This window comes from Streptomyces sp. NBC_01446 (assembly GCF_026340095.1).
Lineage (GTDB): Bacteria > Actinomycetota > Actinomycetes > Streptomycetales > Streptomycetaceae > Streptomyces > Streptomyces aureus.
The window spans coordinates 3,661,541-3,685,854 of sequence record NZ_JAPEPO010000001.1 but is presented as its reverse complement, the minus strand read 5'-3'; the positions used below and the strand labels follow the sequence as shown (position 1 = coordinate 3,685,854).

The window sequence follows — 24,314 nt, the reverse complement described above, 5'->3', positions numbered from 1 at the left end:
CTCCCTGGACCCCCGGTGGCTCCCGGGCAGCCCGCGGTGGTGGGCCCTCGGCGGGTCAGGCCGCCGGTGCGGCCCCGCCGTGGTCCTCGTCGTCGTCCTCAGGGAGCTTGCACACGCGCTCCAGGAAGAGGGCGGCCGCTATCACGGCGATGCCGGTGAGGACCGAGAAACCGGCGTAGATCGCCTGGTCGCGGCGGGCCGGGACGTCGAGGTGCTCCAGCAGGAAGGCGCCTGTGCCGCCGTACAACCCGGCGACCAGGGCGGCGACCAGGGCGCTGGCCTGGCCGAAGACGAGGGCGCGGGCCGCCATCAGCGGGTCGACGCCCTTGGCGCCCGGGCGCCGCTCGCGCTGGGCGCGCAGCCGGGCCCGGATGGAGAGCGCGGTCGCCAGCAGGATGACGGCGATCACGGCGAGAACGATCGGCGCCGCCAGCGGGACCCTCGGCAGCGTGCCGATCGAGTCCCACAGGCGGGCGCCCGCCCAGCTCAGTACACCGGCGACCAGGAAGAGGCCGGCCAGCGTCCTGATGCGCAGTTGCTTCATTCCGGTGGTCGCCCCTCAGTCCCCGCGCTGTCTACGTGTGCCCGCATGACCCTAACGACTATTCGGGCAGCTGGAGTTCCAGGTCGGCGCGCGGCGCGACGCCTTCGCGGGTGACCGCGGCGAGCAGCTCGGCGACCGGTCCGTGGCCCGGCAGCTGCGCCTCCGGCTCCACGTCGTACCAGGGCGCGAGGACGAAGGCCCGCTGGTGCGCGCGCGGGTGGGGGAGCGTGAGGACCGGGTCGTCGGAGACGACGTCGGCGTACGTGACGATGTCGACGTCGATCGTGCGGGCGCCCCAGCGCTCGTCACGGGCGCGGTGGAAGGCTTCCTCGACGGCGTGTGCCCGCTCCAGGAGGGAGGACGGGGGAAGGGTCGTACGGAGCACGATCACCGCGTTGAAGTACGCGGGCTGGCTGCCGGGCTCGACGCCCCACGGCTCGGTCTCGTAGACGGGCGAGACGGCCTTCACGCGGACGCCGGGGGTGTCCTCCAGCGCGTCGATGGCGCCCTGGATGGTCTCGAGACGGTTCCCCAGATTCGAGCCGAGGGCGATCACCGCGCGTTTGGGGTTGGAGAGCGTGGTGTCGGCCGCGTCCACCTGTTCCACCACGGAGGCGGGCACCGGCTGTACGGTCGGGTCGCTGGGGCCCTCGGTGAAAGATGCAGTCATACTCGGCTCCGGGTGATGGTGACGGTCACATCGTCGAAGGGGACGGTGATCGGGGCGTCCGGCTTGTGGACGCAGACCTCGACCTCCAGGACGCCTTCGTGCTTCAGGCACGTCCCGGCGATGCGCTCGGCGAGCGTCTCGATGAGATCGACCGGATCGCCTTCGACGACGGCCACGACCTCCTCCGCCACGATGCCGTAGTGCACGGTCTTCGCCAGGTCGTCGTCGGCCGCGGCCGCGCGTGTGTCCAGTCCGAGCACCAGGTCCACGATGAAGGTCTGGCCTTCCTCGCGCTCCTTGGGGAAGACGCCATGGTGCCCGCGGGCCTTGAGGCCGCGCAGCGCGACACGATCCACGCGAATCACTCCTGCAATCGTCGGTAGCGGCGGGTTCGTACCGAGTGCGGTCGGCACACCAGCCTCGATCGAATCTACCTGCGAGCACCGACAGCGCTCGCCCGCGGGGGCTATGGACAGGGCGGCTCACCGCTGGTAGCCGCGCCCCTACCCAGCAGCGCGCTAGGGCAACCACGTGGGGGCCACGTGGACCCGCCTACCCCGTCAGGAGCCGCTCAGGAGGGCGTCTCGTCGCTTTCCTCGCCGGCGTCGCCCTCGGTCTCGGACGCGGCGAGTACGGGCGAAGCGTGGTGCGACCACAGTTTCCAGCCGTCACGTGTGCGACGGAACACATTCGTGGCGACGACGCGCTGGCCGACGAGCGGGCCGAGTTCGTCGCCCTCCTCGGGGGCCGGGCCGCCGCTGAGGATGTTCTCGGTGCAAGTGATCAGAGCCGTGTCGGCGACGATGCTGATGTGCACATCCGTGAGGAAGAACTGGATGTACTCGGTGTTCGCCATGATCAGCGCGTACGAGCGCAGGACCTCGCCGCGGCCGGTGAGCACGGGCCAGCCGGGGTGCACGCAGCTGATGGACGTGTCCTCGGCCTCGTCGGAGTCCTCGCTGTACGAGACGTCCTCCGGGGCGATCCAGAGCGCCGTCAGCAGTTCGAAGTCGCCCCGCTCCAGTGCCTCGTAGAAGGCGCGGTTGGCGCGGTCCACGGCCTCCGCGTCGGTGCGCCTGGCTGCCGCACCGCGCGGCTCGTCGGGCTCCCTCGGTGGGGTCACTGGGCTCCCTCTACGGCGCGGGCGACACGGACCGCGTCCGCCGTGGCGCGGACCTCGTGGACGCGGACCGCCCAGGCGCCCTGATGGGCCGCGATCGCGGAGACGGCGGCCGTGGCGGCGTCGCGCTCGCGGGCCGGGGGCGGGGCGCCCTGGTCGCCGGCCAGCACATGGCCGAGGAACCGCTTGCGGGAGGCGGCGACCAGCAGGGGGTGGCCGAGCGCGCGCAGCTCCTCCAGGTGGGCCAGGAGCTTCAGGTCGTGGGCGGCCTCCTTGGAGAAGCCGAGGCCCGGGTCGACGACGATGCGCTCGGGGGCGATGCCGCCCTCGATGACGGCCTCCACGCGCGCGTGGAGCTCGGCGACGACTTCGGAGACCACGTCCTCGTATGTGCCCTTGACGTTGCCGCCCTCCAGGAAGCCGCGCCAGTGCATGACGACGAAGGGGGCGCCCGCCGCGGCGACGACGGGGATCATCGCCGGGTCGGCGAGGCCGCCGCTGACGTCGTTGACGAGGGAGGCGCCGGTCGCCAGGGAGCGCTCGGCCACGGAAGCACGCATCGTGTCGACGGACACGGCGACGCCCTCGGAGGACAGGCCCTGCACGACGGGGATGACGCGCTTGAGCTCCTCGTCCTCGTCGACGCGGGTGGCGCCGGGGCGGGTCGACTCGCCGCCGACGTCGATGAGGTCGGCGCCCTGGGCGACCAGGTCGAGGCCGTGCTTCACGGCGGCCGTCGTGTCGAACCAGCGGCCCCCGTCGGAAAAGGAATCGGGCGTCACATTGACGACTCCCATGACCGCGCAGCGGTCCCATTCGGGAAGGCCTGTGACGTGGCCGCGACGGCCCGGCGACGTGCTCATGCCTTCAAGCCTAGGCCCGGCGGCCCGGTGGCCGTGCCACGGCCGGACACCGGACCGGCCTCAGGCGGCCCGCACGCCGCGCTCACCGCCGTCGGGCGCGCCGTCGTGGGCGCAGGGCCGGGGCGCGGCCGTACGCCGCCGCAGGACGCGCGGCATGCCGAGGTTCACGAAGCCCTCCGCCTGCATGGCGGCGAAGCCGATCCGGGGCAGGTCGCGCGGGGAGCGGTAGACCAGGAAGCGGGGCTCCCAGCGCGGCCGGAACTTCGCGTTGAACCGGTACAGCGACTCGATCTGGAACCAGCGGGACAGAAAGACGAGCAGCCCGCGCCAGGCCCGCAGGACCGGGCCCGCGCCGATCTTCTCGCCGCGCGCGAGGGCGGCGCGGAACATCGCGAAGTTCAGCGAGATCCGCGTGATGCCGAGCTTCGGAGCGGCCTGGAGGGCGGCCACGATGAGGAGTTCGTTCATGCCGGGGTCGGCGGCGCGGTCGCGGCGCATCAGGTCGAGGGAGACGCCGTCGGTGCCCCAGGGGACGAAGTGGAGTACAGCCTTCAGGTCGCCGTGGGGGCCGGCCGGGTCGTCGGCCTTGTGGGCCGTGGCGACCAGGCAGTCGCCGTCCGCGGTGTCGCCGATGCGGCCGAGCGCCATGGAGAAGCCGCGTTCGGTGTCGGTGCCGCGCCAGTCGTCGGCGGCGCGCCTGATCCGCTCCAACTCCTGGTCGCCGAGGTCACGGATGCGCCGCACCCGGGTCTCGTAGCCATTGCGCTCGATCCTCTTGACCATCTGGCGTACGTTGCGCATCGCACGCCCGGCCAGGGAGAAATCCGCGGTGTCCACCACCGCCTCGTCGCCCAGTTCGAGTGCGTCGAGGCCGGTCTCGCGGGTCCAGACCTCGCCGCCCGTCTCGGAGCAGCCCATGACGGCCGGGGTCCATGAGTGGGCCTTGGCCTCGTCCATGAACCGCTCGATGGCTCCGGGCCACGCCTCCACGTCCCCGACGGGGTCGCCGCTCGCGAGCATCACGCCCGACACGACGCGGTAGCAGACGGCCGCCTTGCCGCTGGGCGAGAAGACGACCCCCTTGTCGCGGCGGAGCGCGAAGTGGCCGAGGGAGTCCCGGGCGCCGTGCTTGTCCAGGAGGGAGCGCAGCCGCGCCTCGTCGTCCTCGGTGAGGCGTGCGGCCGGGTGTTCGGGGCGGAACGCCAGATAGATCGTCGTCAGCGCGGTGAGCAGGCCGAGCGCGCCGAGCGAGCAGGCCACGGTCCAGGAGGTGCGGCCCGCGTAGTCGACGGGTCCGTCCATGCCGAACAGGCCGTACAGGACGTGTTCCAGACGGTCGGACAGGCTCGGGTCGCCCACCAGCTTCTTGGGGTGGGCGCTCACGATGGCGAGGCCGATGACGATCGAACCGGCGCCCATGAGCACGAAGTTCGCGAGCGCCCGCCAGCGGCTGCGCGGGTCCGGCAGCGCCGCGAACTCACTCCGGTGGTGCAGCAGCATCGTGAGCAGTACGAGCGGGATCAGCACGCCGAACAGGGAGTGCCGGTACGCGAACTGCGCGAGCGCGCCCAGGGGCAGGAGCACCACGGCCGCGCGCCAGGCCCGCCGCTTTCGGCGGCGCAGCCCGTGTGCGAGGAGGAGGAGCAGGACGCCCGTACTGATGGCGAGTGCGGCCGCGAACGGGCCGAGGGCGCCGGGCAGGACCTCGGCCAGCGCGTGCATGCGGCTGTGCCGGAACCGCGGGAAGACGCCCGCCGCGATGTCGAGGAGTCCGACGAGGATGCAGGCCCGGGCGATCAGGGTGGGGACGGCCTCGGGCCGGGGGCCCCGCAGTATCCGGCGCAGATGCTGGGTTCTGCCGGGAACCCCGCCTGGCATATCGGCATCTATCCTGACAGACATCGCATCCCGTAGTTCCGCGAGAGAGTTCGAAGCCGGTGCCATTTCCGGCATCCGGCCACATTGCGCCCTCTAGGACGGGACTTGTGGGAGGCGGGTTCACTCGGCCAGGTAAACCGGTGGAAAAGGTTCAGAAGCCAGAAAGCGCAGGCGGTTACAGCACGATGGGTCTCACGAGCAGCAAGGTCCTTGCGCTTTCGGTCGTACTGGCCGTGCTCCTCTTCGCCGGCACGGTCTGGCTGTGGCCACGCCTGGCGAGCCGCACCTGGGGATCCGTCGGCGGGCGGGTGGGCCTGCTGCTCGCGACGCAGCTAGCGCTGTTCCTCTCGGTCGGACTCGGCACCAATCAGGCGTTCGGGTTCTACGCCACGTGGGACGACCTCCTCGGGCGGGAGCAGGGCCAGGGCGTGGTCACCGACCTCGGCGCAGTAAGCACCCGGGGTCCCCTTCAGGTGCTCGGCACGCGGTACGTGAACGTGCCGGGCGGCTCACGGCCCGAGGTCGGCGGCCAGATCCAGAAGGTCGACATCGTCGGGAAGCACTCGCACATCGCCACGTCCGCGTACGTCTATCTGCCGCCCGAGTACTTCAAGGGCCGCTACAGGGACCACACTTTCCCCGCCTCGGTCGTCCTCACCGGCTACCCCGGCACCGCCGAGGCGCTCATCAAGGGACTGCGCTACCCGACCACCGCCCACGAGCAGGCCAGGGCGGGCGCGATGCGGCCGATGATCCTGGTGATGATGCGCCCGACCGTGGCGCCGCCGCGGGACACGGAGTGCGTGGACGTGCCGGGCGGCCCGCAGACGGAGACGTTCTTCGCCCGGGACCTGCCCCAGGTCATCTCGGCGCACTACAGGGTCAACAGGAAGTCCGGCGGCTGGGGCATCGTGGGCGACTCCACGGGCGGCTACTGCGCCCTGAAAATCGCCATGCACCACCCCCGGGTCTACGGCGCGGGGGCGGGCCTGTCCGCGTACTACAAGGCGCCCGTCGACCCCACCACGGGCGACCTCTTCCACGGCGACGAGGCACTGGAGCGGCACGCCGACCTGATGTGGACCCTGAAACACGGGAGGCCGCCCGCCACGTCGCTGCTGGTCACCACGAGCAGGCGGGGCGAGAGCAACTACGGGAACACGATGAGGTTCATCCGCGAGGTGAAGCCGCCCACCGGTATCTCGTCGATCGTCCTGGACAGCGGCGGCCACAACTTCAACACCTGGCGCCGCGAGATCCCGGCCACGCTGGCGTGGGTGAGCGCGCGCATCACGGAGTAGGGGATCCGGGGGCATCGGGGTCTTCAGGGGCTCACGCTTCGGGGTTCACACGCCCTCAGGCCCCCGTCACCGTCTCCAGTTCGACCTCCGCGCGCGGGATGTCCCGGGCGTCCGCCGCCGTCGAGCGGCGCAGCGCCTCGTGCAGTCGCGCGGGGGTGAGGACGCCGAGGAAGCGGCCCTCGCTGTGCTCGTCGATGACGGCGATCCAGCCCGCGTCGTGCTGGAGCATCGTGGCGAACGCCTGCTTGAGGGAGGCGCCGACCGGCAGCCACGCCTCCATGCGGCGGGCATGCTCGCGGACCGTACCGCTGTGCACGCGTGCGTGCTCCGCGGAGATCCAGCCGTGCAGGTTGTTGTCGCCGTCGAGGACCACCGCCCAGGGGGCGTCGAGCTTCGCCGGCAGCGGGTCGTCGAGATGCACGACGGGCGGCTGCTCCAGGTCGCTCTCCTCGATGGGCGTGACGGACAGGCGCTTGAGGCCGCGGTCCGCGCCGACGAAGTCGGCCACGTACTCGGTCGCGGGGGCGCCGAGGACGGTCGAAGGGGTGTCGAACTGCTCGATCCGGCCCTGCCCGTACACGGCGATCCGGTCGCCGAGCCGGACGGCCTCCTCGATGTCGTGGGTGACGAACAGGACCGTCTTGCGCACGGCCTGCTGGAGGCGCAGGAACTCGTTCTGCAGGTGTTCGCGCACGACCGGGTCGACCGCGCCGAACGGCTCGTCCATCAGGAGTACGGGAGGATCCGCCGCCAACGCCCTTGCCACACCGACGCGTTGGCGCTGTCCGCCGGAGAGCTGGTCGGGGTAGCGGTCGCCGAAGGTGCGCGGGTCGAGCCCGACGAGGTCGAGGAGTTCGGCGGCGCGCTCGCGGGCCTTGGCGCGCTTGACGCCGAGGAGATGCGGGACGGTCGCCGTGTTGTCGAGGACCGTCTTGTGCGGGAAGAGGCCGACCTGCTGGATCACATAGCCGATGCGGCGCCGGAGTTGGACCGGGTCGATGCCGGATATGTCGTCGCCGTCGAGGAGTATCCGGCCCTCGCTCGGTTCGATGAGCCGGTTGACCATCTTCATCGTGGTGGTCTTGCCACAGCCCGACGGGCCGACGAGCGTGACGAGTTCCCCCTCGTTCACCTCGAAGGACAGGTCGTCGACGGCCGTTGTCCCGTCGGCGTAGCGCTTGGTGACGTGCTCGAACCGGATCATGGGTCCCCATTGTGCCGGGCAGTCGCCGCCTGTGGGCGGCCGCTGTGTGAAGGCCATGTTGCGTCGTGACGAGGGGTCTCGGCGATTGTCAGTGGTGGGGGCTAGGGTCGTCCGCAGTCGGAATCAGGCGCTCGCGCGAGCGGTTTCGAGACATATGTACGGGGATTCGGGGGAGGTGGGGCGGGTGAGCAGTCCCAATTGCATGGTGACCAATGAGTGGGTGTGCGGGGAATACCTGCGCACCCGCAGGCCGGAGTTGGTCGACGCGGTCGTCCAGCACATCGGCATCACGGCCGCTTCCGTCGTGATCGGCGTGCTGATCGCCTTCCCGCTGGCCCTCCTGGCCCGGCACCGGCGCGCCTTCGCGGGCCCGGTGCTCGGCCTGACGACGGTGCTCTACACGATCCCGTCGCTGGCCATGTTCTCGCTGCTGCTCCCGCTGTTCGGGCTCTCCGCCTCGCTCGTGATCACCGGACTCGTCCTCTACACCCTGACGATCCTGGTGCGGAATTTCCTGGCCGGCCTCCAGGCCGTGCCGGACGAGGCGAGAGAAGCGGCCCGCGGCATGGGGTACGGGCCGGTCCGGCTGTTGTGGGAGGTCGAACTGCCGCTGGCGCTGCCCGCCATGCTCGCGGGCGTGCGCATCGCCACGGTCTCCACGGTCGCGCTGACGACGGTCGGCGCGATCGTCGACTACGGCGGCCTGGGCACGCTGATCATGGACGGGCTCGACAGCGACTTCAAGGCCCAGGTGCTCACGGCGTCCGTACTGTGCGTGCTCCTCGCCGTGGGCGCCGATCTGCTGCTGCTCGGCCTCCAGCGCCGGCTGACCCCCTGGACCCGCGTAGCGTCCGGGACGTCCCGGATACGCAGACGCACGGACCGCTCCGGCAGTCCGGACCGCCCGGATGGCGGCTCCGGCGACACGGAGCGACGTAAGGAGAAGGCGGCGCAGGCGGCATGAGCGCGATATCGGGGGCCTACGACTGGCTGACGACAGAGGCCAACTGGCAGGGCGACAAGGGGGTGTGGCACCGCCTGGCCGAGCATCTGTACTTCAGCGGCGTCACCCTCGCCGTGTCCTGCCTGATCGCCCTGCCGCTGGCGCTGTGGCTCGGGCACATCGGCAAGGGCGGCGGCCTCGCGGTCAACATCTCGAACGCGGGCCGCGCGGTGCCCACGCTCGCGGTGCTCGTCCTGCTCACGCTGACACCGCTGGGCCGGCACGGGGACCTGCCGACGTTCATCGCGCTCGTGCTGTTCGCGGTGCCGCCGCTGCTGACCAACGCCTACATCGGGATGCGCGAGGTCGACCGGGCCGTCGTGGAGGCGGCGCGGGGGATGGGGATGAGCGGGGGGCAGGTGTTCCGGCGGGTCGAACTCCCGCTGGCGTACCCGATGGTCATGACCGGGGTCAGGCTGGCGGCGGTGCAGGTGATCGCCACGGCGACGCTCGCCGCGATGGCCGGCAAGGGCGGGCTCGGGCGGATCATCACGGCCGGGTTCAACCTCCAGGACACCCCTCAGGTGGTCGCCGGCGCGGTCCTGGTGGCGTTGCTCGCGCTGCTCGTGGAGGGCGTCCTGGCGGGCGCGGGGCGGGTTCTGAATCCGATGAAGGGCCGCTCCGGCGTGGCGCGCTGAAATCCGCTCGGGCGGCGAGGCGGGCTGAACCCCCGACGGGCGCCGCGGCGGGCGGGACGCCAACTTGATATCTCGTTACGGCATTTCGATCATTCCGGCTTTCGATTGGGTGGACAACGATGAACAGCAGAACGCGACGGATCGCCGTGGCGGCGGTCGCCGTCGGAGCGCTCACGACCGGACTCACCGCGTGCGGCGGGGACAGCCTGGAGGGCGGCAAGAGCGACAAGGCCGGCTCCGGCTCGGAGGGGAGCGGCAAGAAGGGCACGGTCGTCGTCGGCGCCGCCGGGTTCACCGAGTCGAAGGTGATGGCGGAGCTCTACAAGCAGGTTCTGGCCGACGCCGGATACTCCGCCTCGGTCAAGACCGTCGAGAACCGCGAGATCTACGAGCCCCAGCTCGCCAAGGGCGCCATCGACGTCGTTCCCGAATACGCGGCGACGCTCGCGGAATTCCTCAATCTCAAGAAGAACGGCGCGGACGCCAAGCCCGTCGCCTCAAGTGATCTTGATGCGACTGTCACCGCGCTGCGCGGACTCGCCGGGCCCGAGGGACTGACCGTGCTCGACGCCGGAGAGGCCGTCGACCAGAACGCCTTCGCGGTGAGTGCGGATTACGCGAAGCAGCACCATGTGAAGACCCTTTCGGACCTCGGCAAGTCCGGCCAGAAGGTCAAGATCGCGGCCGGTGACGAATGCGAGAAGCGGCCCTTCTGCGCCCCGGGTCTCGAGAAGACGTACGGCATCAAGGTCAGCGGGATCGACCCCAAGGGTGTCGGCACCACGCAGGCCAAGCAGGCCGTCAAGAACGGTGAGGACCAGCTGGTTCTGACGACCACCACGGACGCCACGCTGAAGAACTTCGGCCTGGTGCTCCTGGAGGACGACAAGAAGCTCCAGAACGCGGACAACATCGTTCCGGTCGTGAACACCAAGGACGCGGGCGACAAGGCGATAGCCGTCGTACTCGGGAAGCTGACCAAGACGCTGACGACCGACGATCTCGTCGAGCTCAACCGGAAGGTCGACGCGGAGCGCCAGAAGGAGGCCGATGTGGCCAAGGAGTATCTCCAGTCGAAGGGGCTTCTGAAGAACTGAACGGTCCGCGCGGGAGCTGATCGGCAAAGGCGTCGAGTTCAGGGGTGAAGGGGAGTGGCGGGACAGAAGACCACGGGATTTTGGCTGCCGGGGCACCACGATTCGCCTACGCGCGGTAAGTTTCTGGCCATGCCACGTGGACGTCACCGCCATTCCCCACCCCTGCACAGGCTGCTTCCCCCCTCGGCGATCGCAGGCGTCCCGCTCGTCTGCGCAGCCGGCGCCTGGCTGACCGCGGAGCCGCTCGTGCTGCGCGGCCTGGTCGGTGCCGCCGCTTGCGCCGCCGTGGTGGGCGCGGTCGTCATGCGCCGCTGGGACCGGCTGGCGGGCAAGCGCGTCGCCGAGCTGAACCGGTCGCGGGTGAGCGACGAATGGCGCCACGACGAGCGGGTCGCCGAACTCGAGACGGACCTCGAGGAGTCGCGTGAGCTGCGCTTCAAGATGGAGGCGAAGCTGCGCGGCAAGCGCACGGAGCTGGCGGCCCTGCGTAACGAGCACGCGGCCCTGCTGCGACGCTACGCGACCGCGGAGACGGAGCGGGCCAGCGCCCTGGAGGGCCGCAGGCAGCTCGCGATAGAGGCCTCGGCCCCGGCGCGTGCGTTGCCCGCGGCCGCCTCCCCGGCACCCGGCGCCGAGCTCGTCCCGGCGCAGCGCGCCACGTCCACCGGCGCGCCGGTGACTTCTCCGGTGCTCTATCTGCGGGCGAACGCCGCGCTCGACCGTATGGCGCGCGCCGCGACCCCCCCGCGGGGCGGCGGCCCGAAGGCCGAGGCTCCCGAGGGCGGTGAGCCGCAGGGGAAGCCCGAGGCGGCCCGGGCACAGGAGCACGAGCACGTGGCCGCCCTGCCGTCCGGCGTCCCCGGCCACTTCACCGTCCCGGCCGCGGCGGCGGTCGTGCCGCCCGCGGCGGTGCGGCGGCCCCTGGTCGAGGGCGGATTCGACTTCTTCGGTACGAAGGGCGTGGCGCCCGCGGCCCTGGAGGCCGTGCAGAACACCGACCTCGCGGACGTCGTCGGCGAGGAGGCGCTCGCGCTCCACAAGGCGGACGCCGAGGCCGAGTTCAAGCAGGCCGACGCCACGACCTCGGGCGAGGGCGTCAGTCAGGTCATCGACCTGACCGTTCACGACGAGACGGAGCAGATCGACGTGGCGGAGCTGCGGTCAGCGATGCGGGCGTAGGTTCCAGCGATGCGGGCGTAGGTTCCGGCGGGCGCACGTACGGCGGAGGCGTAAGCACGGACGACGTAAAGGGGGCGGGGCCTCGGTGTGACACACACCGAGGCCCCGCCCCATCGCCATGCCGCCGCCCTCACGGGGCCATCCAGCGGTCGGGCCGTGCCACCTTCCGTCCCGTCCGTGAGCGGTCCGCCTGGGCGCGCAGGAGTTCCGCCGCCTCCCCGGCGTCCCGCAGCCGGGCCGTCACTGTCTTGTCGGCGCCCGTGTCCACATGGACGTCGGCCACGCCCCGGAACCGCTCCCAGGGCCCCTGCGTGAGCCGCACACTCTGCACCTTCGCGTGCGGCACCAGCGCGAGCCGCCGCCGCATCAGACCGTGCCGGGACACGAACACCGCGTCGGTCGTCACGAGCCCGTAGCCCCGCCACCACACCGGCACGCACCACGCCGCGCGCTTCGGCGGCCGGGTCAGCGCCTCCGCGCCCGGCACCGTCACCCCGGGAAGCACCCGTTCCACCACGCCCTCCGCGATCTCGCGGGGCGCGACCGGCACAAGGACGGAGTTCGACGAGCCGGCCACGGCCAGTTCCACGCGCACCCAGCCGCGCCGCCGCCACAGCAGCGGTTCCACGATCCGTACGGTCTGCACCCGTCCCGGCGGCACCGTCTCGTGGTCGCGGTCGAGGAGGCCGTGGTCGATGCGCAGGCCGTCCGGCGACTCGCCCACCGTCCAGTCGTACTCCTTGATGAAGCGGCCCACGCTGTTCGTGCCGGCGCCGCCCGCGAGCGGGACGGCCACGGCGAGCACCGTCCACAGGTTGTGGGTGGCGAACCACAGCAGCGCCGGCACGACGACCGCGGCGAGCAGCATCGCCCAGGGCCCGCCGGTGAGCAGAAGTGAGACGGCGAGCATGCGGGGCGGCACGTGCAGGATCTGCTCGGCCGGTGCCTCGCCGACGTCGCGCACGGTCTCGGGCGCGAACCCGGCCGCGCGGGCGAGCAGTTCGGCGCGCAGTTCGCGGGCCTCGCGCTCGCCGAGATAGGCGAGTTCGTCCTTCTTGTCCGCGCCTATGACGTCCAGTTTGAGCTTGGCGACGCCCACGAAGCGGGCGAGCAGCGGCTGGGTGACGTCCACGGCCTGGATCCGGTCGAGCCGGATGTGGGCGGTGCGGCGGAACAGCAGGCCCGTACGGATGCGCAGTTCGGCGTCGGTGACGGAGAAGTGCGTGAACCACCAGGTCAGGAACCCGTAGAGGGCGGCGGCCGGGATCAGTACGGCTATGCCGATGAGGAGGGTGGTCGCGGTGAGCTGGGCGAGCCTGCGCTGCGCCTCGTTCAGGTCGTGGACCGCCCAGCCGAGGACGATCGCGACGGGCGCCCAGGCCCGGCGCAGCGGCGTGACGGGGTGCAGGCGCCGCTCGCGCGCCTCGGCGGACAGATCCTGGTCCCGTACGTCCTCGTGGACGTCCGGGGCGGTCACAGCCCCGCCGATCGGGCCTCGCCGAGTTCGGTGAGCCGGTCGCGCAGGCGCTCGGCCTCGGCGGGCGTCAGGCCGGGGATCGTGGCGTCGGTCGCCGCGGCCGCCGTGTGCAGCTGGAGGCTCGCGAGCCCGAACTTCCGCTCGAGCGGCCCGGACGTGACCTCGACGAGCTGCATGCGCCCGTACGGCACGATCGTTTCCTCACGCCACAGGACGCCCCGGCTGATCAGCAGGTCGTCGGCGCGCTCGGCGTAGCGCCACGAGCGCCAGTTGCGCCCGAGCATCGGCCATCCCCACAGCAGCCCGGCGAGCGGCAGCAGCGCGAACGCCGCCCACACGCCGCCGGCGAACACCCCGAGCAGCACCCCGACCGCCGCCGTCAGCGGCACCAGCCACAGCACGAGCAGCAGCCTGCGCACCTTCAGCAGCCCCCTGGGGAGCCCGGTCCACACCGGTTCCGCCCCGGCTCCCGCCCTCGGAGCCGCCGTCCCCTCAGTCCCCGTTTCCATGCACCCACCCTACGTACGAGACACTGTTCCCATGACGCCCACGACGGAGACGACGGTCGGCATCGGCGGCGCCGCCGAGACCACCGACATGGTGCTCAACATCGGCCCGCAGCACCCGTCCACGCACGGGGTGCTGCGCCTGCGCCTCGTCCTCGACGGCGAGCGCATCCAGCAGGCCGAGCCGGTCATCGGCTATATGCACCGCGGCGCGGAGAAGCTCTTCGAGGCCCGCGACTACCGGCAGATCGTGATGCTGGCCAACCGCCACGACTGGCTCTCCGCCTTCTCGAGCGAACTCGGGGTCGTCCTCGCCGTCGAGCGGATGCTCGGCATGGAGGTCCCTGAGCGCGCGGTGTGGCTGCGCACCCTGCTCGCGGAGCTGAACCGGGTCCTCAACCACCTGATGTTCCTTGGTTCGTACCCGCTCGAACTGGGTGGAATCACCCCGGTGTTCTATGCCTTCCGGGAGCGCGAGGAACTCCAGAACGTCATGGAGGAGATGTCCGGCGGCCGCATGCACTACATGTTCAACCGGGTCGGCGGCCTCAAGGAGGACGTGCCGGCCGGCTGGACCACCCGCGCGCGTGGGGCGGTCGCCTCGGTGCGCTCGCGCATGGACGTGTACGACGACCTGGTCCTCGGCAACGAGATCTTCCGCGGCCGCACGCGCAACGTGGGCGCGCTGTCCCCGGAGGCGGTGCACTCCTACGGAGTGAGCGGTCCGATCGCCCGGGCCTCCGGCGTCGACTTCGACCTGCGCCGCGACGAGCCGTACCTCGCGTACGGGGAGCTCCAGGACACCCTGAAGGTCGTCACGCGGCGCGAGGGCGACTGCCTGGCCCGCTTCGAGGTCCTCCTGGAGCAGACCCACAACGCCCTGGACCTCGCCGACGCCTGCCTGGACCGGCTCGCCGAGCTGCCGCCCGGCCCCGTCAACCAGCGCCTCCCGAAGGTCCTCAAGGCGCCCGAGGGCCACACGTACGCGTGGACCGAGAACCCGCTTGGGATCAACGGCTACTACCTGGTCAGCAAGGGCGAGAAGACGCCCTACCGGCTCAAGCTGCGGTCCGCCTCGTACAACAACATCCAGGCACTCGCCGAGCTGCTGCCCGGCACGCTCGTCTCGGACATGGTGGCGATCCTCGGGTCACTGTTCTTCGTCGTCGGCGACATCGACAAGTAGCAGGTCCCGCACGCCTACGCCCACGGGCTGCACCAGCCAGCCGAAGTCGCCGAGCCCGCCCGCCGCGGTCAGCTCGGCGGCCTCGCCCGCCCCGGACAGGGCCCGCACGTAGGCCGCCGGATCGCTGGAGGCGAGCGACAGCGGCGGACGGCCGCCGCTCACCCCGAGGGCGTGCAGGGCCGCGCGCTGCGTGAGGAGCAGGGCGCCCGGGAGCGCGCACGCGTCGAGTGCCACATGGGCCGTGATGTCGCACGAGCCGTCCGGCACGGGCGGGGTCTCACGGCCCTCGCGGAAGCCCGTGAGCGTCCCGAAGGGGGGCCGGGCATCCCGGGAGTGCGCGTAGTCGACGGCGACCGCCGCACCGCGCTCCAGCGTCCCAGTGGCCGCGGCCCAGGCGGCGTCCCTGGGGAGGCCGATCTCCGCGCGAAGCCCCGGTTCACCGGCGAGCGGCCACCACCGGGCGAGCCATTCCGCCTCCGGCCCGTCCACCACGGGCTCCCCGAGCTCCTCGGTCCCGTCCTGCTGCACGAGGACGTGGCGCGGCACTCCGGAGGTGTCGGCCTCGACGACGTCCAGGGGGACGTTGTCGAGCCACTCGTTCGCGAAGAGGAGTCCGGTGACCCCCTTCGGGGGGTGTGCGCACCACTCGATGCGGTGGTCGAGACCGGCGGGACGCTCCGCCCGTTCCACCGCGTACGCGCGCGTGCGGGCCGCCACCTCGGCGGGCAACGCCCCCAGGACGCCTGTCACCAGCTCGCCGCGGCCCGCGCCCATGTCCACGAAGGCGAGTTCCGACGTGCCCCCGAGTGCCTCGTCCACCCGGCACAGAAGCCGCGCGACGGCCCCGGCGAACAGCGGCGACGCATGCACCGACGTGCGGAAATGCCCCGCGGGTCCCTCGGGCCTGCGATAGAAGCCGCGCGGCCCGTACAGCGCCTCCTCCGTCGCCTCGCGCCACCCACGCCCCGCACCCCACTGCTCGTTCGTCACAGGGAGAGGCTAGGGCCGGAGAAGGGGTCGGCCTCCACCTTGGGGAGTACGCGGGCGGTACTCGGATCGATCCTCCGGTTGACCTCTGCACACTGCACGCTTCTTTACGCTGGGTTACGTGCAGCGCCTCTACGACTTCTTCCGCCGACACCCGACGTGGGTCGACAGCTTCTGGGCCGTCGTCCTCCTCGGGGTCTCCGGCATGAGTCTGATCGCGGGGCAGGAGAACATGCAGGGCGACGCCCGCCTCCTGGGCATCCCCGTCGTCCTGGCGCTGAGCCTGGCCGTCGCCCTGCGCAGGCGCGCTCCCGAGCGGATGCTGATGCTCATCGCCGTCGTGGGCGTCTTCCAGCTCGTCGCGGACGTCCGCGTGCAGCCGGCCGACTTCGCCATGCTGGTGATCATCTACACCGTGGCGGCGGACAGCCCGCGCTGGGCGTCGAGATTCGCGCTCATCGGCGGCCTGTGCGCGGCGCCTCTCTCGCAGCTGCGCTGGCCGATGCACGAGACGAGCAGCGCGGGCAACGTGCTGATCACGGTCTTCCAGATGGTGCCGTTCGCCCTGGCCTGGGTGCTCGGTGACTCCGTCCGCACGCGCCGCGCCTACCTGGCGCAGCTTGAGGAGCGCGCCGCGCGTCTGGAGAAGGAGCGCGAGGCCCAGTCGAAGGTCGCCGTCGCCGCCGAGCGGGCCCGGATCGCGCGCGAGCTGCACGACGTCGTCGCCCACAACGTGTCGGTGATGGTGGTGCAGGCGGACGGCGCCGCGTACGTCATGGACACGGCTCCCGAGCAGGCGAGGAAGGCCCTGGAGACGATCTCCGGGACCGGCCGGCAGGCGCTCGCCGAGATGCGGCGCCTGCTCGGAGTGCTGCGCACCGGTGAGCACGAGGAGAGCGGCGAGTACGTGCCGCAGCCCGACGTCGAGCAGCTCGACGAGCTGATCGAGCAGGTGCGCACCGCGGGCCTGCCCGTCGACTTCAAGGTCGAGGGCACCCCGCGCCCGCTGCCCAGCGGCGTCGAGCTGACCGCGTACCGCATCGTGCAGGAGGCGCTCACCAACACCCGTAAGCACGGCGGCGCGAACGCCGGCGCGAGCGTGCGGCTCGTCTACTTCGACGACGGCCTCGGCCTGCTCGTCGAGGACGACGGCAAGGGCGCCCCGCACGAGCTGTACGAGGACGGGGGCGCCGACGGCCGCGGGCACGGACTCATCGGCATGCGGGAGCGCGTCGGTATGGTCGGCGGGACGCTCGACGCGGGACCGCGCCCCGGCGGCGGATTCCGGATCAGCGCGCTGCTGCCGCTCAAGCCCGCCCACTGACGCCGGACACGTACTGAACCCGACCCCGTACACGTACCGAAAGGGACCCCCTTCATGGCGATCCGCGTGATGCTCGTCGACGACCAGGTGCTGCTGCGCACCGGATTCCGGATGGTGCTCGACGCCCAGCCGGACATGGAGGTCGTCGCCGAGGCGGGCGACGGGGTCGAGGCGCTGGAGGTGCTGCGCGGCACGGCGGTCGACGTGGTCCTGATGGACGTCCGCATGCCGAAGCTGGACGGCGTGGAGACGACCCGGCGGATCTGCATGGAGGAGAACCCGCCGAAGGTGCTCATCCTGACGACGTTCGACCTCGACGAGTACGCCTTCTCGGGGCTGAAGGCCGGGGCGTCGGGGTTCATGCTCAAGGACGTGCCGCCCGGCGAGCTGCTCGGCGCGATCCGGGCCGTGCACAGCGGCGACGCGGTGGTCGCGCCGTCGACGACGAGGCGACTGCTCGACCGCTTCGCGCCGATGCTGCCCAGCTCCGGGAAGGAGCCGCAGCTCGCCGAGCTCGGCCGGCTCACGGAGCGTGAGCGCGAGGTCATGATCCTCGTCGCACAGGGACTGTCGAACGGCGAGATCGCCGCACGGCTCGTCCTGTCGGAGGCGACCGTGAAGACGCACGTGGGCCGCATCCTCACCAAGCTGAACCTGCGCGACCGCGTCCAGGTCGTCGTACTCGCCTACGAGACGGGGCTCGTACGGGCCGGCGGCGGAGCTGCCTGACCTTCCCGAGCGGTCAGCGCAGTACGCCCTCGATGAAGTCGCTGCCCAGGCGGGCGACGGCCGTCAGATCCAGCTGGTGCTGGACGTAGCGGCCCCGGCGGCGCGTGGTGATCAGGCCCGCCTTCTTGAGCACGGTCAGGTGGCGGGATATCTCCGGTGCCGTCATCCCGTGCGCGTCGGAGAGCTCGCTCGTCGTGTACGCGCCGCGTGCGAGGTGGCGGCACAGGCGCATGCGTACGGGGTGCGCGAGGGCCGTCATCCGGCGCGTGAGCTGCTCGACGGTCGCCGGTGTGGTGAGGCCGGGCGAGCCGACGGGATACGTGATCGCCGGCTGCCACCCGAAGCGGTGCAGCACCATGAGGTGTGGCCAGCCGAGGCTCGTCGGCACGAGGACGAGGCCGCCGTCCTCCGTGGTCGTGCGGCCCACGGTGATCTTGTCGACGGTGATCAGGTTCGCCGTCTCGTCGAGCGTGACGACCGACGACACCGCCGTCAGCGCCTCGGCCAGGCCCTTGCGCCTCAGGAGCTCGGTCTTGTGCCGGGCGTCGGCCGCGAGCTGGTGGTGGACGCGGGCCCAGATGTCCGCGAAGAACGCCTCCTCGCAGTCCTCCACGAGCCGCCGGAACCAGGCGCGCACGGCGGGCGGGTCGTCCAGGAGCCGCTGGGTGAACTGGACTTGGGGCAGCCCGCGCGTGGCCGCCAGGTCCAGGGCGCGACGGTGCATGTCCGGGTCGTCCAGCGGGTTGGCCTCGCGCAGCGCGTAGCTGTTCTGGCAGGTGAACTCCAGTGCCGCGTCCACGAACTGACGGTCGGTCAGCTTGTCGAGCAGGTCGAGCTCCTCGGCGAGGGTGGCACCGGGCAGGGTGGCCCGGCCCGGGATCCCGGCGAACGGCGCGAACACGTCCGAGAACGTCGTCCGCCACAGGAAGTCCGCCTCGCAGAGCCGGTCCGCGAGGCACGGGTCGAGGCGCGCGGACACCGCGGTCGTCCAGCCCTGGAGCCCCGGGTGGTGCGCGGGCTCGGCCAGCGCGTGCAGCGCCATGCCCAGCTCGGCCAGGGGCGAGGGCACGACACTGATCCGCTCCGGGGCCAGCCCGCTGATGTCGATGCTCACGCTCATGACTCCATGGTGCACGCAGGGCCGGACAACCGAGTTCTCGATTGACGGCTCCCGTCAATCCACGTGACCGGGCGTGGGCGCCGGGCGGAGTCTCCTTTAGGTCGGACCGAAGCGGCAAAGAGTGATGAATGCCAAGCAGTGCCAATAAAGCTCTGCAAAGCGAATAAAGCTCTCCGAATAGCCGTATTCCGGGTCATGACGTGACAATGAGAAGACCAGTGAGGGGTACGTCATGAGCATCAATCAGCAGTACGCACTGGATGTCTACCGCGCCTCCCTGCACGGGGAGCCCGCCCCGCCGGCGCCGGGCGTCCACGACTGGGGAGCCATCCGCGAGCTGCGCGACTACCGCCGCTTCCGCGCTGTCATCGACGGCCGCCCGGCGCACGGCCGTATCCGGGCCGCCCTGGCCCGCCTGATCCACCCGCACCGCCGCGCGGCGGGCTGCTGACCCGCCGGCCCCTGACGGACGCCGGTCAGGTCAGGCTGCGCCGGTCAGGCGTTCTGGGCGGCGGTCTCCGGGGGGATCAGCGCCACGAAGTCCGCGACGGCCGCGCGGACGTCGTCGGCGGTCCATTCGAGCCCGCGCGCGGAGACCGTGACCTCGGTGACCGAAAGCCCCGGAGGGCCCTGCTCCCACCAGCGCCGGAACAGCGACGTCCGGGTCCGCTCGGCCTGCAGCACCGACGCCTCGTCGAGCCGTTTCGAGGCGTACGGCAGCCAGACCTGGAACTCGTGCGTGTGCGGCACTTCGGGGTGCACCCGCACCCACGGCACCCCGGCCTCGGCGAACCCTTCGCGCAGCGCCTCGGCGACCACGCGCGCGTGGGCCACGTACTCGGGCACGCGCGGCAGTTCCCGCTCCAGGCCGACCAGGGCCGAGAGCACCGCGGGGAACTGCTGGAAGAGCTGGCCGCCGTAGCGGTGGCGCCAGGTCTTCGCCTCCTCGATGAACGACCGGGGCCCGGCGAGCGCCGCTCCGCTGAGGCCGCCGAGGGTCTTGTAGAACGACACGTACACGCTGTCGGCGAGGTCGGCGATCTCGGCCAGGGAGCGCCCGAAGTGGGTGGTGCACTCCCACAGGCGCGCCCCGTCGAAGTGCACGACGGCGTCCCGTTCCCTGGCCGCCTCGGTGACGGCGACCAGCTCGTCCCAGGTGGGCAGGACATAACCGGCGTCCCGGAGCGGCAGTTCGAGCATCAGCGCGCCGAAGGGCTCGGCGAAGTCGCGTACCTCGTCGGCGTCGGGCAGCCGCGGCTCGGTCGTCGGGTGGACGGTGCGCAGGCCGCTCAGCGCGCTGAAGGCGCCGCGCTCGTGCCGCTCCGGGTGTGCCATCGGGTGCAGGGCGACCGTCGGGTTCCCCGTACGGCCCGCCCAGCAGCGCAGCGCGACCTGCTGCGCCATCGTGCCGGTGGGGAAGTAAGCCGCCGCCTCCGTGCCGAGGAGCCCCGCGACGCGCTCCTCCAGGTCGGCGACGATGCCGTCGCCGTACAGATCGCTGCTCCGGCCCGGGTCGGCGACCGACCACGCGGCCTCCGTGAGGGCCGTCAGACGCTCACCGATGGTGGCATCGAGGCCGTGCGCGCCCAGGATCCGCTCGGCGCCCCGCACGGCCGCGGCACGGCGCTCCCGCGCCTTCGTCGCGTCGTCCGCCGCGAGGTTCTCCCGCTCTTCGCTTTCCGTCATCCGCCGATGATGTCGTACGCGCGTGCGGTTGCCCACAGCCTGTGGACGGGCCGGAGCCCGTGGAGCAGATCGCGTTAACATGACGAGAAATCGTCCGGTACCCCGAGCGGACTGGAACGGAAGGCCGTCGTCCTGTGAACGCACCTCCTCGACCCGAACCCACCGACCCAAGGGACCGCCCCGCCCGGCTCACCGTCGGAGTGGTCGGCGCGGGCCGTGTCGGTCCCGCCCTCGCGGCCTCCCTGGCTCTCGCGGGGCACCGCCCGGTCGCCGTCTCCGCGGTCTCCGACGCATCCGTGCGCCGGGCCGCCCGCATGCTGCCCGACGTCCCCGTCGTCACGCCCGCCGAGGTCCTCGCGCGCGCCGAACTCGTGCTCCTCACGGTGCCCGACGACGCGCTGCCCGGCCTCGTGGAAGGGCTCGTCGAGACCGGTTCCGTACGCCCGGGACAGCTGATCGTGCACACCTCGGGGCGCTACGGCACGAAGGTGCTCGACCCCGCGCTGCGGGCCGGCGCCCTGCCGCTCGCGCTGCACCCCGCCATGACGTTCACCGGCACCCCCGTAGACGTACAGCGGCTGGCCGGCTGCGCCTTCGGCGTGACCGCCCCCGAGGAACTGCGGCTCGCCGCGGAGGCGCTCGTCATCGAGATGGGCGGCGAGCCCGAGTGGATCCGCGAGGAGTCCCGCCCGCTGTACCACGCGGCGCTCGCCCTCGGCGCGAACCACCTGGTCACGCTGGTCGCCGAGTCCATGGAACTGCTCCGGACCGCGGGCGTCGAAGCCCCCGACCGGATGCTCGGCCCGCTGCTCGGCGCGGCCCTCGACAACGCCCTCAGGTCCGGCGACGCGGCGCTCACCGGGCCCGTCGCGCGCGGGGACGCGGGCACGGTCGCCGCCCATGTCTCCGAGCTGCGCAAGCACGCGCCCGAGACCGTCGCCGGGTATCTGGCGATGGCCCGCGCCACCGCCGACCGTGCCCTCGCGCACGGCCTGCTCAAGCCCGAACTCGCCGAGGACCTGCTGGGGGTCCTGGCCGACGGCGCCGAGGGAGACAAGCGATGACCACAGTGCTGCACACCGCCGATGAACTGCGCTCGCGCACACGTGCGGGCCGGCGCGCCGTCGTCATGACGATGGGCGCCCTGCACGACGGCCACGCCGAACTGATCCGCACGGCCCGCTCGATCGCCGGTGCCGACGGCGAAGTGGTGACGACCGTCTTCGTGAACCCGCTCCAGTTCGGCGCGGGCGAGGACCTCGACCGCTATCCGCGCACCCTCGACTCCGACGTCAAGATCGCCGAGCAGGCGGGCGCCGACGTCGTGTTCGCGCCCTCCGCGGACGAGGTCTACCCCGGCGGCGAGCCCCAGGTCCGCGTCGTCGCCGGCCCCATGGGCGAGCGCCTCGAAGGGGCCTCGCGGCCCGGCCACTTCGACGGCATGCTCACCGTCGTCGCCAAGCTGCTGCACCTGACCGCGGCCGACATCGCGCTGTTCGGGCAGAAGGACGCCCAGCAGCTCGCGCTGGTCCGCCGCATGGTGCGCGACCTGAACTTCCCCGTGGAGATCGTCGGCGTACCCACCGTGCGCGAGGACGACGGCCTGGCCCTCTCCAGCCGCAACCGCTACCTCTCCGCCGAAGAGCGGCGCACCGCGCTCGCCCTGTCCCAGGCGCTCTTCGCCGGCCGCGACCGGCACGCCGCCCAGGAAGCCCTGCGCGCGCGGGCGCACGAGGCGCCCTCCACGCACGCGCGTGCCGATGCCCTGAACGCGATCGGCGAGGCCCGTGCCGCGGCCGACGCGCACGCCGTCGCGAAGGCGTCGCCCGGCGGCCCCGAAGCCGTCCGCGCCGCGGCCCGCCAGGTCCTCGACGAGGCCGCCCGCGTCCGGCCGCCGCTCACGCTGGACTACCTCGCCCTCGTGGACCCGGCCGACTTCACCGACGTGAAGCGCGGCCACACCGGAGAAGCCGTGCTCGCCGTCGCCGCCAGGGTCGGTGCGACGCGGCTGATCGACAACATCCCCCTGACCTTCGGAGCTCCCGTATGAGTGCCACAGGGACCACAGCCACCGGTACAGCGACCGGCATACGCCTGCACGCGCCCGCGCCCGGCTGGTCCGTCACCGCCGACGTCGTGATCGTCGGCTCCGGTGTCGCCGGACTCACCGCGGCCCTGCGCTGCCAGGCGGCCGGACTGCGGACCGTCGTCGTCACCAAGGCCCGCCTCGACGACGGCTCCACGCGCTGGGCACAGGGCGGCGTCGCCGCGGCGCTCGGCGAGGGCGACACCCCCGAGCAGCATCTCGACGACACGCTCGTCGCGGGCGCGGGCCTGTGCGACGAGGAAGCGGTCCGCACCCTCGTCACGGAGGGACCCGACGCCGTACGGCGGCTCATCGCGACCGGCGCCCACTTCGACGAGTCGGCCGACGGCGCCCTCGCGCTCACCCGGGAGGGCGGCCACCACCGCCGCCGCATCGCGCACGCGGGCGGCGACGCCACCGGCGCCGAGATCTCCCGCGCCCTCGTCGACGCGGTACGCGCGCGTGGCATCAGGACCGTCGAGAACGCCCTGGTGCTCGATCTCCTCACGGACGCCGACGGGCGCACGGCGGGCGTCTCCCTGCACGTCATGGGGGAGGGCCAGCACGACGGCGTCGGCGCCGTACTCGCGCCCGCCGTGGTCCTCGCGACCGGCGGCATGGGCCAGGTCTTCTCCGCCACCACCAATCCGCACGTCTCCACCGGCGACGGTGTCGCGCTCGCCCTGCGCGCGGGCGCGGAGGTCTCCGACCTGGAGTTCGTCCAGTTCCACCCGACGGTGCTCTTCCTCGGCGCGGACGCGGAGGGCCAGCAGCCGCTGGTCTCCGAGGCCGTACGCGGCGAGGGCGCCCACCTCGTCGACGCCGACGGGGTCCGCTTCATGGTCGGCCAGCACGAACTGGCCGAGCTCGCGCCGCGCGATATCGTCGCCAAGGGCATCATGCGGCGCATGCAGGAGCTGGGCGCCGAGCACATGTACCTGGACGCCCGGCACTTCGGCGCCGAGATGTGGGAGACCCGGTTCCCCACGATCCTCGCCGCCTGCCGCGCCCACGGCATCGACCCGGTCACCGAGCCCATCCCCGTGGCGCCCGCCGCGCACTACGCCTCCGGAGGCGTCCGCACGGACCTCCAGGGCCGCACGACGGTCCCCGGCCTGTACGCGTGCGGAGAGGTCGCCTGCACCGGCGTCCACGGCGCGAACCGCCTCGCCTCCAACTCCCTCCTGGAGGGCCTGGTCTACGCCGAGCGCATCGCGGACGACATCGCCGCGAGCCACCGGGAGAACGGTCTCGACGCGCGCGTCCCCGCGCCCGTCCCGCACCCGGAGACCCCGACCCACGCCCTGATGCCGCCCGAGGCGCGGTTCGCCATCCAGCGCGTCATGACGCGGGGCGCCGGCGTGCTGCGCTCCGCGGACTCCCTCGCCGAGGCCGCCGCGGGACTCGGCCGCATACACGCCGAAGCGGCGGGCGCCCTCGCGGAGAACGGCAAGACCTCGGAGCCCGGCGTCGACACCTGGGAGGCCACCAACCTCCTGTGCGTCGCCCGCGTCCTCGTCGCCGCGGCCCGCCGCCGTGAGGAGACCCGCGGCTGCCACTGGCGCGAGGACCACGCCGACCGCGACGACGCGGCATGGCGCCGCCACATCGTCGTACGGCTGAAGCCCGACCGGACGCTGGCCGTGCACACCACGCCCACCGCAGAATTCCCCCCGACCCGCCCCGAGTGCCGTACAAACCAGCAGGAGCAGTGAG

24 protein-coding genes are annotated in these 24,314 nt (G+C 72.1%); 12 read left to right on the top strand and 12 right to left on the bottom strand.

Annotated elements, in window-relative coordinates; all coding sequences use genetic code 11:
• Positions 1–55: 55 nt before the first annotated feature.
• The 6 genes from OG456_RS16420 to OG456_RS16395 all read right to left on the bottom strand — a co-directional run bounded on the left by OG456_RS16420 (position 56) and on the right by OG456_RS16395 (position 5,075).
• The gene (locus OG456_RS16420; RefSeq protein WP_266561669.1) at positions 56–544 is read right to left on the bottom strand and encodes a DUF3180 domain-containing protein; all 489 of its coding nucleotides are present in this window, start codon (positions 542–544) and stop codon (positions 56–58) included.
• Between the two features lie 58 nt (positions 545–602).
• On the bottom strand, positions 603–1,214 hold the full coding sequence (gene folK, locus OG456_RS16415; protein ID WP_266561667.1) for a 2-amino-4-hydroxy-6-hydroxymethyldihydropteridine diphosphokinase: 612 nt from the start codon (positions 1,212–1,214) through the stop codon (positions 603–605).
• Positions 1,211–1,570, bottom strand: coding sequence for a dihydroneopterin aldolase (gene folB / locus OG456_RS16410; protein WP_116511517.1), 360 nt, complete (start codon positions 1,568–1,570; stop codon positions 1,211–1,213). The genes folK and folB overlap by 4 nt, the downstream gene beginning before the upstream one ends.
• A gap of 215 nt (positions 1,571–1,785) precedes the next feature.
• Positions 1,786–2,337 (bottom strand): nuclear transport factor 2 family protein, encoded by a 552-nt coding sequence (locus OG456_RS16405; RefSeq protein ID WP_266561663.1) that lies wholly within the window; start codon positions 2,335–2,337, stop codon positions 1,786–1,788.
• Positions 2,334–3,197: a dihydropteroate synthase gene (gene folP / locus OG456_RS16400; protein ID WP_266561661.1), complete on the bottom strand. Its 864-nt coding sequence runs from the start codon at positions 3,195–3,197 to the stop codon at positions 2,334–2,336. The genes OG456_RS16405 and folP overlap by 4 nt, the downstream gene beginning before the upstream one ends.
• Before the next feature lie 60 nt (positions 3,198–3,257).
• Entirely contained in the window at positions 3,258–5,075 is a 1,818-nt protein-coding gene (locus OG456_RS16395) for a phosphatidylglycerol lysyltransferase domain-containing protein (protein WP_266561659.1), read from the bottom strand.
• Positions 5,076–5,260: 185 nt separating this feature from the next.
• Between OG456_RS16395 and OG456_RS16390 the strand changes: the two genes are divergently transcribed.
• The gene (locus OG456_RS16390) at positions 5,261–6,376 is read left to right on the top strand and encodes an esterase family protein (RefSeq protein WP_266561657.1); all 1,116 of its coding nucleotides are present in this window, start codon (positions 5,261–5,263) and stop codon (positions 6,374–6,376) included.
• A gap of 55 nt (positions 6,377–6,431) precedes the next feature.
• Here OG456_RS16390 and OG456_RS16385 read toward each other — a convergent pair whose 3' ends face one another.
• A complete protein-coding gene (locus OG456_RS16385; protein WP_266561655.1) occupies positions 6,432–7,580 on the bottom strand; it encodes an ABC transporter ATP-binding protein in 1,149 nt (382 codons plus the stop codon).
• A gap of 184 nt (positions 7,581–7,764) precedes the next feature.
• On the opposite strand from OG456_RS16385, the gene OG456_RS16380 reads away from it, so the two are divergent.
• The 4 genes from OG456_RS16380 to OG456_RS16365 all read left to right on the top strand — a co-directional run bounded on the left by OG456_RS16380 (position 7,765) and on the right by OG456_RS16365 (position 11,497).
• Entirely contained in the window at positions 7,765–8,544 is a 780-nt protein-coding gene (locus OG456_RS16380) for an ABC transporter permease (protein ID WP_266561653.1), read from the top strand.
• On the top strand, positions 8,541–9,221 hold the full coding sequence (locus OG456_RS16375) for an ABC transporter permease (RefSeq protein ID WP_266561651.1): 681 nt from the start codon (positions 8,541–8,543) through the stop codon (positions 9,219–9,221). The genes OG456_RS16380 and OG456_RS16375 overlap by 4 nt, the downstream gene beginning before the upstream one ends.
• A 119-nt stretch (positions 9,222–9,340) precedes the next feature.
• Entirely contained in the window at positions 9,341–10,318 is a 978-nt protein-coding gene (locus OG456_RS16370) for an ABC transporter substrate-binding protein (protein ID WP_266561649.1), read from the top strand.
• 129 nt (positions 10,319–10,447) lie between these two features.
• Entirely contained in the window at positions 10,448–11,497 is a 1,050-nt protein-coding gene (locus OG456_RS16365) for a hypothetical protein (RefSeq protein ID WP_266561647.1), read from the top strand.
• A gap of 130 nt (positions 11,498–11,627) precedes the next feature.
• Here OG456_RS16365 and OG456_RS16360 read toward each other — a convergent pair whose 3' ends face one another.
• Positions 11,628–12,974: a PH domain-containing protein gene (locus tag OG456_RS16360; RefSeq protein WP_266561645.1), complete on the bottom strand. Its 1,347-nt coding sequence runs from the start codon at positions 12,972–12,974 to the stop codon at positions 11,628–11,630.
• On the bottom strand, positions 12,971–13,483 hold the full coding sequence (locus tag OG456_RS16355; RefSeq protein WP_266561643.1) for a PH domain-containing protein: 513 nt from the start codon (positions 13,481–13,483) through the stop codon (positions 12,971–12,973). Before OG456_RS16355 ends, OG456_RS16360 begins: the two co-directional genes overlap by 4 nt.
• A gap of 31 nt (positions 13,484–13,514) precedes the next feature.
• Between OG456_RS16355 and OG456_RS16350 the strand changes: the two genes are divergently transcribed.
• Positions 13,515–14,666, top strand: a complete 1,152-nt coding sequence (locus OG456_RS16350) for an NADH-quinone oxidoreductase subunit D (RefSeq protein ID WP_266561641.1) — start codon at positions 13,515–13,517, stop codon at positions 14,664–14,666.
• Here OG456_RS16350 and OG456_RS16345 read toward each other — a convergent pair.
• Positions 14,631–15,656: an SAM-dependent methyltransferase gene (locus OG456_RS16345; protein WP_266561639.1), complete on the bottom strand. Its 1,026-nt coding sequence runs from the start codon at positions 15,654–15,656 to the stop codon at positions 14,631–14,633. The genes OG456_RS16350 and OG456_RS16345 overlap by 36 nt on opposite strands.
• 118 nt (positions 15,657–15,774) lie before the next feature.
• Between OG456_RS16345 and OG456_RS16340 the strand changes: the two genes are divergently transcribed.
• Both OG456_RS16340 and OG456_RS16335 read left to right on the top strand, forming a co-directional pair.
• Complete coding sequence (locus OG456_RS16340; protein ID WP_266561637.1) at positions 15,775–16,977, top strand: sensor histidine kinase; 1,203 nt, start codon at positions 15,775–15,777, stop codon at positions 16,975–16,977.
• 54 nt (positions 16,978–17,031) lie between these two features.
• Complete coding sequence (locus tag OG456_RS16335) at positions 17,032–17,706, top strand: response regulator transcription factor (protein ID WP_116511490.1); 675 nt, start codon at positions 17,032–17,034, stop codon at positions 17,704–17,706.
• A gap of 13 nt (positions 17,707–17,719) precedes the next feature.
• Here OG456_RS16335 and OG456_RS16330 read toward each other — a convergent pair whose 3' ends face one another.
• Positions 17,720–18,826, bottom strand: a complete 1,107-nt coding sequence (locus tag OG456_RS16330; protein ID WP_266561629.1) for a DUF5937 family protein — start codon at positions 18,824–18,826, stop codon at positions 17,720–17,722.
• Between the two features lie 232 nt (positions 18,827–19,058).
• On the opposite strand from OG456_RS16330, the gene OG456_RS16325 reads away from it, so the two are divergent.
• A complete protein-coding gene (locus OG456_RS16325; RefSeq protein ID WP_266561627.1) occupies positions 19,059–19,277 on the top strand; it encodes a hypothetical protein in 219 nt (72 codons plus the stop codon).
• A gap of 44 nt (positions 19,278–19,321) precedes the next feature.
• On the opposite strand, the gene OG456_RS16320 is transcribed toward OG456_RS16325, so the two are convergent.
• Positions 19,322–20,512 carry a low specificity L-threonine aldolase gene (locus tag OG456_RS16320; protein WP_266561625.1) on the bottom strand — a complete coding sequence of 397 codons (1,191 nt, stop codon included), beginning with the start codon at positions 20,510–20,512 and terminating at the stop codon, positions 19,322–19,324.
• A gap of 134 nt (positions 20,513–20,646) precedes the next feature.
• Between OG456_RS16320 and OG456_RS16315 the strand changes: the two genes are divergently transcribed.
• The 3 genes from OG456_RS16315 to OG456_RS16305 are packed head-to-tail and all read left to right on the top strand — an operon-like array spanning position 20,647 to position 24,313.
• Positions 20,647–21,576: a Rossmann-like and DUF2520 domain-containing protein gene (locus OG456_RS16315; RefSeq protein ID WP_266561623.1), complete on the top strand. Its 930-nt coding sequence runs from the start codon at positions 20,647–20,649 to the stop codon at positions 21,574–21,576.
• Positions 21,573–22,562 carry a pantoate--beta-alanine ligase gene (gene panC / locus OG456_RS16310; protein WP_266561621.1) on the top strand — a complete coding sequence of 330 codons (990 nt, stop codon included), beginning with the start codon at positions 21,573–21,575 and terminating at the stop codon, positions 22,560–22,562. Before OG456_RS16315 ends, panC begins: the two co-directional genes overlap by 4 nt.
• Positions 22,559–24,313, top strand: coding sequence for an L-aspartate oxidase (locus OG456_RS16305; RefSeq protein WP_266561619.1), 1,755 nt, complete (start codon positions 22,559–22,561; stop codon positions 24,311–24,313). Before panC ends, OG456_RS16305 begins: the two co-directional genes overlap by 4 nt.
• The last annotated feature ends 1 nt before the right edge of the window (position 24,314 follow it).

Coding starts and splice junctions, on each gene's coding strand:
- OG456_RS16420 (WP_266561669.1), bottom strand. CDS start 544: ATGAAGCAACTGCGCATCAGGACGCTGGCCGGCCTCTTCCTGGTCGCC.
- folK (WP_266561667.1), bottom strand. CDS start 1,214: ATGACTGCATCTTTCACCGAGGGCCCCAGCGACCCGACCGTACAGCCG.
- folP (WP_266561661.1), bottom strand. CDS start 3,197: ATGAGCACGTCGCCGGGCCGTCGCGGCCACGTCACAGGCCTTCCCGAA.
- OG456_RS16395 (WP_266561659.1), bottom strand. CDS start 5,075: ATGCCAGGCGGGGTTCCCGGCAGAACCCAGCATCTGCGCCGGATACTG.
- OG456_RS16390 (WP_266561657.1), top strand. CDS start 5,261: ATGGGTCTCACGAGCAGCAAGGTCCTTGCGCTTTCGGTCGTACTGGCC.
- OG456_RS16385 (WP_266561655.1), bottom strand. CDS start 7,580: ATGATCCGGTTCGAGCACGTCACCAAGCGCTACGCCGACGGGACAACG.
- OG456_RS16375 (WP_266561651.1), top strand. CDS start 8,541: ATGAGCGCGATATCGGGGGCCTACGACTGGCTGACGACAGAGGCCAAC.
- OG456_RS16370 (WP_266561649.1), top strand. CDS start 9,341: ATGAACAGCAGAACGCGACGGATCGCCGTGGCGGCGGTCGCCGTCGGA.
- OG456_RS16365 (WP_266561647.1), top strand. CDS start 10,448: ATGCCACGTGGACGTCACCGCCATTCCCCACCCCTGCACAGGCTGCTT.
- OG456_RS16355 (WP_266561643.1), bottom strand. CDS start 13,483: ATGGAAACGGGGACTGAGGGGACGGCGGCTCCGAGGGCGGGAGCCGGG.
- OG456_RS16350 (WP_266561641.1), top strand. CDS start 13,515: ATGACGCCCACGACGGAGACGACGGTCGGCATCGGCGGCGCCGCCGAG.
- OG456_RS16335 (WP_116511490.1), top strand. CDS start 17,032: ATGGCGATCCGCGTGATGCTCGTCGACGACCAGGTGCTGCTGCGCACC.
- OG456_RS16330 (WP_266561629.1), bottom strand. CDS start 18,826: ATGAGCGTGAGCATCGACATCAGCGGGCTGGCCCCGGAGCGGATCAGT.
- OG456_RS16325 (WP_266561627.1), top strand. CDS start 19,059: ATGAGCATCAATCAGCAGTACGCACTGGATGTCTACCGCGCCTCCCTG.
- OG456_RS16320 (WP_266561625.1), bottom strand. CDS start 20,512: ATGACGGAAAGCGAAGAGCGGGAGAACCTCGCGGCGGACGACGCGACG.
- panC (WP_266561621.1), top strand. CDS start 21,573: ATGACCACAGTGCTGCACACCGCCGATGAACTGCGCTCGCGCACACGT.
- OG456_RS16305 (WP_266561619.1), top strand. CDS start 22,559: ATGAGTGCCACAGGGACCACAGCCACCGGTACAGCGACCGGCATACGC.